Origin of the sequence: Pasteuria penetrans (assembly GCF_900538055.1) — a bacterium.
Taxonomy (GTDB): domain Bacteria; phylum Bacillota; class Bacilli; order Thermoactinomycetales; family Thermoactinomycetaceae; genus Pasteuria; species Pasteuria penetrans.
The window spans coordinates 153,517-169,186 of the sequence record NZ_UZAC03000001.1; the positions used below are offsets into that span (position 1 = coordinate 153,517).

Annotated in this window: 11 protein-coding genes and 1 pseudogene; 1 reads left to right on the top strand and 11 read right to left on the bottom strand. The window is 47.6% G+C overall.

Going from position 1 to position 15,670, the window contains the following annotated elements; all coding sequences use genetic code 11:
- Positions 1-123: 123 nt before the first annotated feature.
- From PPRES148_RS00635 to PPRES148_RS00675, 9 genes and pseudogenes are all read right to left on the bottom strand, one after another.
- The gene (locus PPRES148_RS00635) at positions 124-396 is read right to left on the bottom strand and encodes a hypothetical protein (RefSeq protein WP_149452758.1); all 273 of its coding nucleotides are present in this window, start codon (positions 394-396) and stop codon (positions 124-126) included.
- A 797-nt stretch (positions 397-1,193) separates the two neighbouring features.
- Entirely contained in the window at positions 1,194-1,574 is a 381-nt protein-coding gene (locus tag PPRES148_RS13160; protein ID WP_425468255.1) for a c-type cytochrome, read from the bottom strand.
- Entirely contained in the window at positions 1,574-2,611 is a 1,038-nt protein-coding gene (locus PPRES148_RS00645) for a hypothetical protein (protein ID WP_149452760.1), read from the bottom strand. Before PPRES148_RS00645 ends, PPRES148_RS13160 begins: the two co-directional genes overlap by 1 nt.
- An 82-nt stretch (positions 2,612-2,693) precedes the next feature.
- A protein-coding gene (gene prfB / locus PPRES148_RS00650) for a peptide chain release factor 2 (RefSeq protein WP_246142867.1) occupies positions 2,694-3,810 on the bottom strand; the annotation gives its coding sequence in 2 pieces (ribosomal slippage) (positions 2,694-3,737 and positions 3,739-3,810; 1,116 coding nt in all).
- A 199-nt stretch (positions 3,811-4,009) separates the two neighbouring features.
- A pseudogene (gene secA / locus PPRES148_RS00655) lies at positions 4,010-6,376 on the bottom strand (preprotein translocase subunit SecA); the annotation flags it as partial.
- Positions 6,377-6,823: 447 nt separating this feature from the next.
- Positions 6,824-7,402 carry a ribosome hibernation-promoting factor, HPF/YfiA family gene (gene hpf / locus PPRES148_RS00660; RefSeq protein WP_149452763.1) on the bottom strand — a complete coding sequence of 193 codons (579 nt, stop codon included), beginning with the start codon at positions 7,400-7,402 and terminating at the stop codon, positions 6,824-6,826.
- A 353-nt stretch (positions 7,403-7,755) separates the two neighbouring features.
- On the bottom strand, positions 7,756-7,944 hold the full coding sequence (locus PPRES148_RS00665; RefSeq protein ID WP_149452764.1) for a hypothetical protein: 189 nt from the start codon (positions 7,942-7,944) through the stop codon (positions 7,756-7,758).
- Positions 7,945-7,952: 8 nt separating this feature from the next.
- Positions 7,953-8,204 carry a hypothetical protein gene (locus tag PPRES148_RS00670; protein ID WP_149452765.1) on the bottom strand — a complete coding sequence of 84 codons (252 nt, stop codon included), beginning with the start codon at positions 8,202-8,204 and terminating at the stop codon, positions 7,953-7,955.
- Positions 8,205-8,546: 342 nt separating this feature from the next.
- Positions 8,547-10,652, bottom strand: a complete 2,106-nt coding sequence (locus PPRES148_RS00675) for an FtsX-like permease family protein (RefSeq protein WP_187820293.1) — start codon at positions 10,650-10,652, stop codon at positions 8,547-8,549.
- A 401-nt stretch (positions 10,653-11,053) separates the two neighbouring features.
- Here PPRES148_RS00675 and PPRES148_RS12700 point away from each other — a divergent pair, with 401 nt between their 5' ends.
- A complete protein-coding gene (locus PPRES148_RS12700; RefSeq protein ID WP_281289882.1) occupies positions 11,054-11,182 on the top strand; it encodes a hypothetical protein in 129 nt (42 codons plus the stop codon).
- A gap of 871 nt (positions 11,183-12,053) precedes the next feature.
- Here the strand turns inward: PPRES148_RS12700 and PPRES148_RS12150 are convergent.
- Both PPRES148_RS12150 and ligA read right to left on the bottom strand, forming a co-directional pair.
- A complete protein-coding gene (locus tag PPRES148_RS12150; RefSeq protein ID WP_149452767.1) occupies positions 12,054-12,368 on the bottom strand; it encodes a hypothetical protein in 315 nt (104 codons plus the stop codon).
- A gap of 1,142 nt (positions 12,369-13,510) precedes the next feature.
- On the bottom strand, positions 13,511-15,616 hold the full coding sequence (gene ligA, locus PPRES148_RS00685; protein ID WP_149452768.1) for an NAD-dependent DNA ligase LigA: 2,106 nt from the start codon (positions 15,614-15,616) through the stop codon (positions 13,511-13,513).
- Between the last annotated feature and the right edge of the window lie 54 nt (positions 15,617-15,670).

Below are 15,670 nucleotides of genomic sequence, written 5' to 3' on the forward strand. Positions count from 1 at the left end.
TGGAAACAAGGTACACGTTCACTAACACGTTCGTTAGAATGTGCATTTGGTATTGGTGCTACACTTCCTGGTGCATAGATTCGCCCGATCCCCCTCCCTGGAGTGTCAGCGGGGACTACATTCCTAATTTTGTGCCATCGGCCGCAGATCAAGAGACAAATGGTTCCTCCTTTCCCTCATCCCTTGTCTCACCAGTTCCTCTCTTTCCCGCCTTGGCATAGATGATGGTACCATATTATCTATTTGTGTCACCCATTGCCCTGCCACCCATCGTCTTCCCAATTCCTTCTTCAGCTGTTCTGGTATGGGTAACTCATTGGTTCGCGATCGTGCTGATTCTAATAATCGTGCATACCATTGTTTCCCTCCTGTTGATAATGGTTCATCTGTTATCATATCTTTTAACATCTTACGCATAAGACTTTTCTGTGCTAACTCCTCCAGAGTCGGGGTATTTCGGTTGATTGATACTGCTGCCTCCCTGACCCATCCGCAGCAAAAATAGAACTATGATCATTTATTATGACGGGATAGCTACCCAAAAATAGTGATAAAATTACCGTATTGTATCTATTTATAAATATATTTATTACTTTCATGGATCATGTCTCCTATTTTATATTATATCCAATGTTAATATTGTTTTTTAATCCATTATTATATTTATATAGAATCATAGTATTTGGATATCCCCTGTAGTCCCATAATTTTCAGAAGTTAAGCAATAGGACCTCCTCCCGTTATGGGTTCCAGTCTGCTTTTAATATATACTGGCGAACCCCTATTACCATCAATGTCATTATAGCATGTAATAATGTAATATGAAAATTCTTGACCAAGTTTTTTAGGAGAGATTTTTCCCATCTTTGGGCCTCCCCTTACAGATTCATAATATACAATTTATACTACTACATAAAAATAAAAAAATATGGTTTGGATAAGAGTACCTATTTTTCTCCATACATCTTAATTATCTCCCCGCATACCCTGGAATAACAATAGGGGACATTCAAATCTAGCAGGATCCAAATTTTATAAAAAAGTTAGGGATATAGGGAACGGACACCCAGGGACACAAACAGAACATTCTCCGTAAGAAATTGCACGATCCCGGAATAGTTTACAAATAGGCTATTTGCAACCGACATCATCTTATGAAAAGCAAAGATGACCTAATCCCAACTCGGACCAGGTCATCTTTGCTTTTCATTATACCCCAGTTCATTACACAATTGATCCACCTGTCGGGGATCATTCGCAATTCCAGGGAAGGAGGGCATGTTTCCCTTTCCTCGAAGTAATACATCTCTAACCTTCCCTTTCCCTCTGGTTTGACACGCACCACGTATAGAGGGACCAATTCCACCCCCCTGCCCCAATTTTCCATGACAACTACCGCAATCATTCCTCCTGAAGACGGGACCTAGACTCTTGGGTCGATCGCCTTCCGGACCCAAGAGCTCCCGATCATCAGAGCAAGATGACCCTAAAAAAGAGATGAAGGTGACCAGGAATAGACCATAGGATACAAAGAAAACGTTCCACCCTCGGCCTATCCCTACGAACCCATTCATCACAAAGGACCCGCCTGACGCGCATGCCCCCCCAAACTAGCATGCCGAGCGGGTAACTTATCTATTATGCCCCGCGCTGCTACTAGTTTACGCCGCCGACGCAGCCCCGATTTTGCCTTGGGGGATCGGCCCCCGACAAGATCCTGATGTCCCCCCTTCCTCTGTACCCGTACGGACAGGGACGGAGACCAACCACCTTTTGGTAGTACCGAACCCTGAGGGGGGGAACAGGGACGCTGTTGCTGATCCCCCCAGGAACGATGGCGTCCCAAGAAGGATCGCAGAACACTATCCGCATACAACCGATCCATCTCCTTCTCTTGGGGGGTACCATCCCTCTGCGTATGCGCGGTAATCCCTTGATTGGATCCTAATTCTAGAACCCCTTGACAGAACGGTGTTTCGGACCAGGGTCCACCCAACACCTTCCCACCTCTGTACCCTTCCACGGATAATCCCGCATCACCCTCCGTCGGCAAAGGGGTAGGTAACCGCCATGGATCCCGCTGCTGGTGGGGCACCGTAAACCAACGACCATCTAACGTGCCACCGGGAACCCTATCATAACGTCCCGTTGTGGTCCCCCCCGATGACAAAGATTCCACTACCCTATCCTCCCGATTCTGCTGCTTCTTTACCCCCTGCATGGGAGGAACAAATAGCTTCCCTGTACCCCCACCATTCTTACCCGGAAATTGGGCAGGGGCAGGTGGTAAGGATACCACCGACCGCCGAGGGACGGCACGCCGGACCGCATTCTTTTTCCCACTTGATGTTCCTATGTCCGAAGAACCACGCCTACCATCACCACGGGATGACGGTGCGATCGCCTTATGCTGACGCGTCGTAGCCTGACTACACAATTCCCTGACAAGGTCCCCTGAACGATCCACCAACGTATTCTCAGAAAAAATCTTCTCCAACTCGGCAACCTCTAATTGTCTACGACGATATACACGCACTCCGAAAACAACCCCAAACACAACCAGAAGGAATAAGAAAATCCCCATAGCCAATCCAGCCATTGGGACCCCCATCAACAACCCCCATATTCCCATAATATTTTTATTCACACTCCCCCGTCGTACCTTATATGGATACCCACAACACCCCATCCACTCATTTCTTTGATTGATCCAACTGCCAGCGCAAAGCAGCAGCAATACAAGAATCCAAATCCCCATCCAATACAGCCTGAACATTCCCCGTTTCATACTGAGTACGGTGATCCTTCACCATCTGATAGGGATGCAACACATAGGAACGAATCTGACTACCAAAATCGATACCTACCTTTTCCCCCTGCAGATCCTCCCTCTCGCGTTGACGTTCTTCCTCGCGGTGGGCCGTCAAACGGGCTTGCAATACCTTGATAGCCCGCTCACGATTTTGAATCTGCGAACGCTCAGATTGACATGTCACCACAAGGCCCGTCGGAATGTGCGTAATTCGCACAGCCGAATCCGTTGTATTGATATGTTGACCCCCGGCACCACTAGCCCGATAGGTATCTATCTTGAGATCCGCAGTCTGAACTTCAACCGCCTCTTCAGGTGGCAACTCGGGCATCACCGTCACCGAGGCAAACGAGGTATGCCTTCGCCCAGAAGCATCAAAAGGGGAGATGCGTACCAAGCGATGTACACCTCGTTCCGTTTGCAAACGACCATAGGCATAGGAACCCTGGAAGCGCAATGTCACCCCCTTGATCCCAGCTTCCCCGCCCGGTAATAGGGAGAGAATTTCCGATTGATAACCCACTCGCTCCGCCCAGCGGGTGTACATACGCAATAGCATAGCAGCCCAATCTTGGGACTCTACACCGCCTGCACCAGGGTGTAACTCCACAAAGGCCGAGTACCGATCGTAAGGACCCGAGAGGAGGAGAGTCATTGAAAAACTCTCTAAATTGGACCACAACTTCTCCACAGTCGATGCCCATTCATCTTGGAGCTCAATACCACCCTCCTCCCCCACCAAGGTTTGTAAAACCTCCGCATCCTCCCACTGTCGCACCAGGCAATCCCAAGTAGCTACCCTCTCCCGCAACACCTTCACCGCATCAATAACGGGCCTCTGACTCTCTGGACTCCTCTGCCAAAAACCAGGATCTGATAATTCGTTTTCCCTCTCCTGCAGAAGGACCCTCAACGATTCGGGGTCAAAGAAACCTCCGTAACTCGGCAAGTTTGTGCTCCGCCTCTAGTAGGGACTGCCGCAAATTTTTATTCTCCATCCCCATCCCGCTCCCTCCGTTGCTTCTTCTCCTCCTCTATTTGTAAACCTCCGGACACCACATCCCCCTCGTCGCCTGGCTGGGACCTCTCCTCTGGCGGCACAGGACCCACCGCTTTGGTCTCACCGCCAATCCCTACCCGGCCCGCTTCCCTCAACATTCTTTCAAGGAAATCAAAATCGGGTTCCGTTGATTCTTCCTCCCCCCGAGTTGATTCCCCCTCCTTGACAATGACCGTCTTACAAACATGTTTTACAGATTCAACCTGGATCTCCCAAATAACTTGTTCGAACATCGAAAAACCTTCCATCTGATAGGAACGAAGGGGATTCTCCTGACCATAGGCACGCAGATGAACACCCTGTCGCAGATGCTCCATCGCATCGATGTGGTCCGTCCACTTACGGTCCACGATACGAAGCAGAACAGACCTCGTTAAATCATGCATTTGATCCCTGCCCAATGCCTCCTGCCGCTCATGATAATAAGCCATGACCCGCTCAAGGAGCCACGCCTCCATATCCGCGGGTTCCTTCCCCTGGAGATCCTCCAGTTTCACCCTACCCTCCGGTAACAAATGGCTTTCCATAAAATCACGGATTGCCCCAAAATCCCACATTTCCGTCAACTCATCCGCTGTGTGAGCACGGACTGTACGCTCAACAACAGCCTTTGCCATTCCCTGGAAAACCCCGTCCAGGTTGTCCTGAGTTAAGACCTGACGACGCTGCTTGTACAAAATCTCCCGCTGTTGACTAAGAACATTGTCGTACTGTAAAACCCAACGGCGCGCATCAAAATTGTTACCCTCAACCCTTTTTTGGGCCCTCTCCACAGCACGTGTAAACATTTTACTCTCCAGGGGTTGGTCCTCTTCCATACCCAATTTCTCCACAAGCTTCTCCGTCTTCTCGGATGCGAAGCGCCGCATAAGGTCATCGGAAAAGGAGAGGAAGAACCGGGAGGAACCAGGATCTCCCTGCCGTCCCGAACGACCCCGCAATTGATTATCAATTCTACGACTCTCATGCCGCTCCGTACCAATGATGTGGAGTCCACCAAGATCGGAAACACCCTCACCCAATACAATATCCGTACCACGACCTGCCATGTTGGTGGCAATGGTAACCGCGCCCCGCTGACCAGCCTGAGCAATAATCTCAGCCTCACGTGCATGATTTTTAGCGTTGAGCACCTCATGCCTAATACCATGCTTTGCGATCATAGCCGACAAACGCTCCGAATTTTCAATGGAAACCGTCCCCACCAGGACAGGTTGTCCCTTCTCGTGCCGATGAACGATCTCCTGTACGACCGCACGAAACTTGGCATTCGCCCCTCGGTACAAGATATCGGGCAGATCCACACGAATCATAGGGCGGTGGGTAGGAACCTGCAAAACCCGCATCTTATATATCTTCCTAAATTCCTCTTCCTCCGTTTTCGCCGTTCCCGTCATACCGCACAACTTGTCGTAGAGGCGGAAAAAATTCTGCAAGGTAACGGTGGCTAGTGTCATACTTTCATGCTGAACCTGCAGATTTTCCTTGGCCTCAATGGCCTGATGCAATCCATCACTATAACGGCGACCACGCATCAGACGACCGGTGAATTCATCGACGATGAGAACGCCTTCCTCGTTGACTACATAATCAGTATCTCTCTTCATAAGAACGTGGGCTTTCAACGCCTGCTGAATGTGATGGTTGACCGTTACATGACGGAGATCATAGAGATTATCAATTCCCAGGGCCTTCTCTACACGTTCAACCCCAGACTCAGAAAGCGAAACTTGCTTTGTTTTGACATCAACGCTATAATCTTTTTTCTTATCCAAAGAAAGAACGACTCGATTCGCCATATAATAAAGATCCGTGGCCTTGGTAGCTTGACCACTAATGATCAACGGCGTACGAGCCTCATCCACCAGGATACTATCTACCTCGTCAATGATCGCATAGTGAAGATCACGCTGTGTGAGTTGTTCCTTGTGTAAAACCATATTGTCACGCAAATAATCGAAGCCATACTCATTATTGGTACCAAAGGTAATATCGGCCCTATAAGCCTCCCTCTTCATATCCGGAGGCATGTGGGCTAAATTCAACCCCGTGGTAAGCCCCAAAAATTCATAAATCCTACCCACGGTCTCACGATCCCGTTGAGCGAGATAGTCGTTGACGGTAACGACATGAACACCCTTCTGACTCAACGCATTGAGGTAGGCAGGGAGGGTTGCAACTAGGGTTTTCCCTTCCCCCGTTTTCATCTCCGAAATATCACCTTGATGGAGAACCATTCCCCCCACCAATTGCACCCTAAAATGACGCAAACCCAGGGTCCGTTTGGAGGCCTCTCGCACCACCGCAAAGGACTCCGGGAGGAGGGAGTCAAGACTTTCCCCAGCCTCCATACGCTGACGAAATTCGCCCGTCTTAGCACACAATTCGCCATCGGAGAGGGCTGTATAATCCGCCTCTAGAGCATCGATTCGATCAGCAATTGCCAACATTTTCTTTATTTTTCGCTCGCTACCATCCAACCATCTGCGCATGGACCTTAACATAGCACACGTCCGCCTCCCGCCTCAGTGCCGGTAACTACCTATACCACAACTACCACAACACGCCTTACGCATACTCCTGATAAGATTCAGTGTAGCAGATCCAACGATGCTTTTCATGCCACGGAGGAGGTATTTCTCCAAATTCACGCAGATATGGTGTGATGAAACAAGCTCGCACAAAAAAATGCACGACAGCCAACCAATGACAGTTCCCTCATGATTGCAACAGAAGCATCGATACCCATACCCAAAGGAATCATATCTATATTTTAACATTTATTAACTAATTTATGGATAGCCTAAACCAAATTGTTAAGAACATATTTTTACTTATGAAGGACATGGTTACCCATTATCAACACGAGGGGAGCAACCCCACCCACGAAGGAGGGAACGAATCCCTGCATCATATCACTCGTCCCCCATGTACAGAAAAGAACTGGGAATTCAATCCCCACCTGGACTAATAAGCCCATAACGGCCATCCCGCCGCCTGTATACGACACTAGTCCTTCCTGTCCTATCGTCGGAGAAAACAAAAAAACTGTGCCCCAACAACTCCATTTGTAACACGGCCTCCCCCTCATTCATCGGCTTCAGAGGGAAATGTTTGGTGCGAACAATCTGTATTTCCTCCTCATCATCGATACCAGGAACGGAGGGAGGCCACTGCTCCAATCTACCCTCAATAGCCTTCTTTTGCTGAACCGCCACATCATGGCGCGGTTTCCTGTGCATTCTGGTTTTATACTTACGAATCTGTCGCTCGATTTTATCTACAGCAGAATCGATCGACGCATACATATCATCACTCGACACCTCGGCACGAAGAAGAAATCCAGGAAGCTGCATGGTAATCTCCGATCGATGCAGCTCACGCTGCACGGAAAACACCACACGGATATCCAACATAGCTCCCGTCTCTTCCCCCTCGAAATACTTCCTCAAGCGGGACACCTTCTTCTCCACATAGCTCCGCATGGCATCGGTGATGGCGATTCGATCTCCCCGTAGATGGATACGCATACGCGAAGTCCCCCTCTTCCAACAATGCACCCTTACTCCGGCGCCCATTCCGCATTGCTAAAGGCGCGTTCACTATAGCATTTCTACCATATCCTGTCAAGTTCCTGGGCCTTGCAAAAATCCCCTGAAAAACATGGACGGAAATGAAAAAGGACCGCCACCCCATCCACGAGGATCACCGAATACAGGATACACAAAAAAGGCCCTCTGCGGGCCCTGACGATCGCAAAGAATCATAAAAAACACCGCCTACACACAGCACAACTTCCATCACGCGGGAAGCAGGAACAGGCATCCCAGGAGAAAAACTCCATAAAGAAATAAATCCACTCCCATATCCCTTTATGAATCGCCTATCCCTGAGACGGTCCGCTATAACCCAGGGTTTTTGTTTTTGCCCCCTCAATCTTTCCCCTTGCCCCCTCCCCGACAAGATTTCCATAGGAATGGGCCCAACAGACCCCCTGCAGGAACCAGGGAAGACACACGATTTCGATTCGTTCGTTGTCAACTCCTAGGGAGCCTTCCCCCATCCTAGCCATTCATAGAATCATTCATCCCGTAAGGAAAACCTAATCCTCTTGCTCCCCTCTACATGACCCATAAACATCTTACCTATACACGATCCAATGATGCGATCCAATGCCCCACAGGTTTTCCCTACCTCCCCTGCACTGACTTTGAATCTACATCCGAAATCCATACACTCTTCGGTACGATCATAAGCTTCCCTCCCGCCCCTCTGTATACCCCTCTCCCTACACCCCCTTTGCACGCCCATACATTCCCATGCAGAATCCAATTTCTTTTCCCTCTAAACAACATCTCCTGACCTACCCCCCAATGGATGATGCTATCTTTCCCTGAATTCACGGCAGGGGGTCTCCGGATTTCAATGGGTAAGGGATGGAAAGTGCTTAATCTTTAAATATTTTTATATAATTTTTGTTATTTGATACGTATATATCACATAGTCTAAACGTTTGCCTCTCCCATTGTGAAATACATTCTGGGTAGGGCTGCTGCCCCGATTCGAGTCCTTACGGCATCTTTTCATTATGAATCATAAAAAAATAGGACCCATCTGGGTCCCCCTGGTTCCGTAATCATTAAAATTTATAAACCTACCCCAAAAACTTCAAGTTCATTGTCCCCTAATCTTATGCAATACCCGTGAACGTGCAGGAAGGAAAACTGCAACCTGAAGGGCTAACCATATGAAAATAACGAGCCCAGTAGAAATAAAAAGTTTGTTCCCTATCTCTATTTCCATGGGAAGCCAGTGTTCTAACAACCTTGCCCCGTAGTAAATTTGACAGAATGTTAGAAAGGAAGCCAACAATGTAGGTAAAAATAAAATAAAAATAATTTGAATATAAAACGATTTTTGTATATCATAGATAGAAAAACCGATCCGAAATAGATTTTTAAATTGTTGTCTCCGATCTTCTATATCATTGTAAACACGAAAGAATAGCATATTACCAGCAGAGATCACCGCGATAGGGCCAGTGATCAAAAGTGAAATTAGATACAAAATCCCCAATAGGATCGGCCGGTATCTTGCAACCACTTCGCTATAGATAAAGGAATCGGAACTTTGATCCCCGATCTGATCCCGCCAGCTCCCAAACCGATTCTCCTCATCCAGGGATTGCGCTTTTACCAACACCTCGAAAAGCTTAGGGCTCATATGCATATGACGTTCCGGTACTAGGTAATTGGCATCAAGAAATTTTTGGACACCAGGGTATTGTAGAGCCTTTTCATACACCCTATCCCCCAATATCCACTGGGGGACATTCCCGACATGCTTGGGGGGAGCTATCAACCCCATCCGTTTCCAATACTGTACCTCCTTAACACCCAATTTCCCAGGTATGGAGTTCATCGGAATTTCTGGATCTAAACAAGTCTTTTGTTCACACAACACCGCGGCTGAATCATGATCAAGGGATAGAATGGTTTTTCCAGAGGCCTTCCTCATTCGATTGTAATCCCCGAGAGAAATGAACAACCCTCCTTGGTGATGCCGCATATGGGTGGTTCTGTTACCCTTTTGCAAAACCTCACGTCGTTGATCATCCATTAGCCTGTGTTCATTATTAATTTTCTCATCTTCATTGATTATAATCAATGAAGATATATCTATACGAATCAATCCCTCCCTCAATAGGATTCGATCCATATATTTCAGCTTCTCTTCTACCCCGGAATCAATTGTACTCTCTTCACCTAAGTGATACAGTAACGCAGATTCTACCTGCGGAACCGTTCCCCCCATCATACGTACAATTTCCTTTACGGGCCACTGCATCAAGGCAACTCCGACACCTGAAAAAATAAAAAGAACCATTAAAGATATGGAAAATTTATGAAAGAAACGGGAATTATCCCTCAGACGATGTACCATATCCCCTATCCAAAGTAGTCGTATACCCTTCCAGGAAAAATTCTTCTTCCAGCGAAAAAAGCTGGCTAGATATAAACTGCTTTGGCGATAAAAAAAATGGCTACCCACTATGGCAAGAAAAAAACAGGCATACAACATCCAAAATACACTTGCCCCCCAACCTATATCCGTAGGCAAGAAAAAACAAATGGCAAAAAGGAAAACAAAACAGAGGACTGCTATGATAGCTCGTAGGGAACCTGGAAAAAAATCCGGTTGATCGTCCATCCTCTTCCCGCTCTGGAGCAATTGAATCGGACTCTTCCTTTGTACAAAAAAAGGAACGAAAATGGCCAATACTATGAAGAGGAGTAGGGATTTGATAACGGAATCTGCCAAGGCTGTCCAGGAAAAATAAAAAGGAAATTCCATATATTCAAAAGTTTTACCCAGAAAAAATAACAAACCCAGACTCAAAACTATACCTAATACCGTACCCCCGATAACAGCACAGCCACCAACGATCACTGTTTCCAACAGCAACAAAGTCAAAAAATGCCGTGGTTTTATCCCTAAAAGTAGAAAAACACCAAACTGACTTTGGCGGCTCCGATAGAGTGTAGTCAAAGAGTAATAAATAGGGGCGGATGTACTCAAAAGAACCCCAAGGGACAGAGCGGGGAACGTGATTTCCGTGTACATGTCCGTTCCTTGTAGTAAAATCTGCAATCTGGGATGATACAGTAATGTAGTGTAAGCAAAAACAACAGCCATTGAAATGAATTCGTTGAATAACAGTCCTATGTAGGCTTGTGGGCGCCGTCGGATTATGCGAAATAAACATGAAAAAAGTGCCAAATCGGTTTCCCCCCCGGTTTTGGGTCTACCATGGTCCGATATTTCAATCCCCATTCCCTGTATAGTAACTCCCACGTTCATAGTGTATAATCCGCAATCCGTCCCCCTGGCTCTGTGACAATTCCTTAGTTTTTACCTCGAATTCCACCGATTCGCCAACTGGTTCCATGTCGGTTAGAAACCCAGTATTTCAATCAGGCCCCTTACAAAACAGGACTCGTGTGTTGTGTCGTGCCCTATGGGGGATATGGGAGAGGGGCCCCCCCGAAATCGGTAGAGCAGGTGGTATGCAGGTTTCAAACCACCCAGTGCTGCTGTTGTAAAGAGCAATGGTGGTGAGCATTCCTGGAAAAGGCAGGATGGGAGAATCCTGTCCTGCATGAATCGGGGAGATTAGTAAGGTGAACCATGGGGGAAAAGCATCGAAAGACGTGGTCGATGTCGAAACAAGGGACTTATCCTCGGAACGAAGCTATGGAGGACGAACCCCACCTACTGTTCTGGCGGCATCCTGTATACAGATGGAATGAACCTGATTTAGGGGCCTTCATAAGGGAACCACGAGAGACTGTTGCATGGATACCTGGCCCTAGTCGGGTGTAGGGGGATAAAGGGGTATATCGAGGCTTCCGTGAACAGGATCGGATCAACTCATAGTAGTGGAGAAACCCTTGTAATGAGAGGAGGACGAGGGGGTTGAATGGTCTGCCTGGACCAGCCGACGTACAATCCAAAGCAAAGGGATGATCGCAAGTTGGACCAAGCAACATCGGATCGAAACCCAGATAGAACACAGCAGAGGAAGGCACAGAAAACGTGACACCAGACGGGGGTTCTTGGATGGGCAGGATCCTATGGGACCATAAGAGCTACATAATGCGAGAGTACTACGTGTGGTTCTGTGAGAGGGTTGGCTGAGATGCAGCCCTACTCGACCATCGCATCACCTAGATACCTGGGCAGTATGTGTCCACTTCTGACCCATCTTTTACCCGAATCCCAATGAAAATTTTCTTCATGCCATATTTCATGTCCACTTCTTACAGGGAATCCGCTATTATTATACCCACATGTCATTATATCAAGGGGCCCAATAGACCAGACGGAGACGCAGCTTCAACCACAATTCCAGAAACAGTCATCGCCGAAACTGGGGGTAACGTCACTGTTAGAAAAAATTTCCTTCGGTATGCTTCAGACCAGCTCCTTTTCTGAACAGTATATTCTCGAATTGCCACCATAACAATTCGGGAACACTATTGGATGGAAACATGATCATCACAATCGGGGATTTTATGAGGGGCCTACTACGCAGGAAAAGGGAATTTCTTTTCAAGGGGGAGCTTCATCCATAAAATTGGGTAAGTTTGCACAAACAAGGTTCAAGGTACCCAAATTTATCTAGGACAGTATCAGATACATAATGATCCCCGTGACCGCACCTGCAGCCCCACCTACGATGGCACACGTGTTGCAATCTCGTTTACCTCGTATTTGGGGCCTATCCGCCCAGGACGCCATTACCCCCCTGTCGGATCGTTCCACAACATCAGACTCTATTGCCCCGATGACCCCTCCGTCAAGGATGTTGGTATCATCCAAGTCTGCTGATGAGCTCACCACACCGGACGGGGACACAGCTTTGACTACGGTTTCGGAAACAGTCATTGCCCAAACAAGGGGTACTATTGTTATTAGGGAAATTCTCTTCCCCATGCCTTAAACCCAACTCCTTTGCAATATAGGATCGAAATTGCTATCACGACTTAGGATATACTAGGTAAACATGACCGTCACAGTAGCGCGATGATCCTATCACAAATATTTATAAATTGTCAAATATTTATCCAAAAGCTTAGTTATTCCCAATCGCGTGCGCAAAATTCCTAGAAAAGTCTATACAGGAATTTTATAAGAAAACTACCATACTAGAAAGTATTATTTATTTAAAATATAATTCATTCATAAAATTGGGTGAGTTTGCACAAACAAAGTCTAAGGTGCTTCAAAATTTGTCTAGGACAGTAGTCAGGTACACTACTCCCCGCGATCGCCCCCGCGGCCTCAGTCACGACAGCACATGCTTCGCAACCCGTTTACTTCGTAGAGGGGGGCGAACAACCCCCTCCCATTTACGTCTATAAGCATTACGATCCCCAAATCCGTTTTATTGATATCGATATTGTGTAAACATATTTATATTAATAAAAAAATAGGAAAACCATAATACCATGTAAATTTTACTTTTATACCTATAATAATTTGGATTACATGTTGAAGAATATCCCCAGAAAAGAACTCCACGGACCGTGTGAAAAATATAGAAAATTACCCATTTTTGGAGTGACACCGTATTCGGAATGCAATTTAATATACCAAAGAGAACCATTAGACAGATGTACTTATACACGTTATAATCAAATAGAGAAATTATTCGTTTGTTATTCTGCAATTGTAATTTTTATTAAAATAATGTTCCTATTATTACTAAAATCCCTAGGAGGTCCTTGATCGATGTCATCCGAAGCCCTTCTCCATATGAGTTTTTCACCCCAAAACACACCCGCTAGCCACACGGACCACGCACCCATAGTTATCAAAATAGTAGAAAAATTTAAGGTTGCACACCATGTAACGAACACGGCGGCTACCCTGAGAGGAGATCTCGCAGATCTGCTTCCATTGTATAACCTTATACAAGAGGAATTAAAACCTATCAACTATCAAGTTGTACTAGAGGAAATTTACATGGAAAAAAATCCATCCCAATCTCCGCATCCTTTTACACACTTCTTATAACAATGTGGTATGTACATGCATTCCAATAGGTGGATCCACAATAAAAAGGGTTATGTTCTTTATTTTCCATAGTTTTCATCCATGGTCCCGGATTCAGTAAGCATCCGCAGAAAGTCCCCCTCTCTTAGCACCCCGATACCCCAATCCTCCGCAACCAACTTCTTACTTCCTGCGCCCTCCCCAACGATCAACCAATCCACCTTTCTGCTCACAGCGGAAACCACCCGTGCTCCCTGCCGTTGCAGCAACCGTGTGGCTTCCCCCCGTGTCATCGAGGACAACCTTCCAGTCAACACAACGCTCTTCCCCATCCACACCGAACGGGGAGGGGAATCCACGGCGGGGGCTGGCAACGGCTCGACACCTGCCTCCTTCAAACGTGATAGAAGATCACGAAATGCGGGCGAGGAAAGGGACGCCATCACACTCTGTACTACCATAGGACCCACTTCGGGAATGGAATGGAGGGTTTCCTCCGTGGCATTCAGAAAATTGGGGAGCGTACCAAAATGTTGGGCCAACAGGGATGCCACCCGTCCACCTACATACCGAATACCCAAACCAAATAAAAACCGGTCCAAGGAACACCTCTTGCTCCACTGGATAGATTGAACCAATTTCCTCGCTACCTTTTCACCCACGCGAGGGAGCTTCTGTAGATCTTCCACACGCAGAACATACAAATCAGCCACATCACTCACCAAACCCGCCTCGAATAGATGCTGAATCATCTTCGCGCCCACGCCCTCAATCTGCAACGCCCCTCGGGAAACATAATGCCGTACCATCTCCTGGGCCTGAGCAGGACAGGTACCGTGGGCAGAACAACGCAATACGGCCGAATCCTGTTTTAATGGACCCCCACAAGAGGGACAGTGGGTAGGCACCTCAACCCTCCGCTCCAAACCAATACGTTCGGAAAGAACTACGTCGATCACCCCAGGAATGATCTCCCCAGCCTTATGAACACGTACCTGATCCCCGATTCGAACATCCTTATCCATTATCATAACCACGTTGTGAAGGGTGGCCCTCTTCACCTGTGTTTGGTTCAATTCGATGGGTTCAAGGAGAGCGACGGGAGTGAGTACACCCGTTCTCCCCACCTGCCAATCCACATCCAATACCCTGGTTACTCCCTCAGACGTTGGAAACTTGTAAGCAAGGGCCCAACGGGGCTGCCTGACCGTTGCCCCCAGGCGACGCTGCAGATCCAAATCATCCACCTTGATCACTACGCCATCAATAGCCAACCCCAACTGGGATCTTCGGGACCTCCAACCCTCCCAGCATGCAACAATGGCATCCAAGCCTCGGACCCTTTCCCAACCCGGATGGACGAAAAAACCAAGGCTATCCAAATATTCCAATACCCTGCTATGTGTGGTCGGTAAACCCTCCTCCTCGCAGGATACAAGGGAATAAACGGCCATACGCAACCCCCGCTCCGCCACCACATCAGGTTTCAACTGACGCAGAGAACCCGCAGCTGCATTACGGGTGTTAGCAAAAACAGATTCCCCTCTCTCCACACGCTTTTCGTTGAGACGCCGAAACATGGAAAACGGTAAGTAAACTTCGCCACGTACCTCCAAAGTCAGAGGACGCGTCAAGCGCAGGGGGAGGGACTGAATCATGCGAGCGTTATCCGTAACCACCTCCCCCGTTTTCCCATCACCACGCGTAGCAGCAAGGACCAGATCCCCCTTCTCATAGTGCAAAGAAAGGGCAAGTCCATCAATCTTCGCCTCACAAACATAATCTACCGGTTGCCCCGCTACCGATTCATTACGATGCAAAAAACTTCTCAAATCCTCTATTTTAAAGGCATTTTGTATACTAAGCATGGGATTCTTGTGCCCCACCCTTACAAACCAATGAGATGGCCTCCCCCCCACCCGTTCACTAGGTGAATCCTTTTTCCTCAGATGTGGGAAACGCGACTCCAACCGAAGCAATTCCTGTAAAAGGGCATCATACAATGAATCCGGAACATGGGGGGAGTCCAAATCATAATAACGGCGATTTTGCTCCTCCAGCCAAACCCTCAACTCCCTCACCCGTTCCTTCGCCCGTAACTCCTCCCCTTGCCCACTACTCCCCCCTTCTTTTGTAGGTCCCTGTCCTTGTCCGGATGAGAAGGACCATGAAGGATCCAACTGCATAACCTGTCCCCCTTCCCCAACTTGTTTCCCCGGTTTATACCCCACAGGGGGATA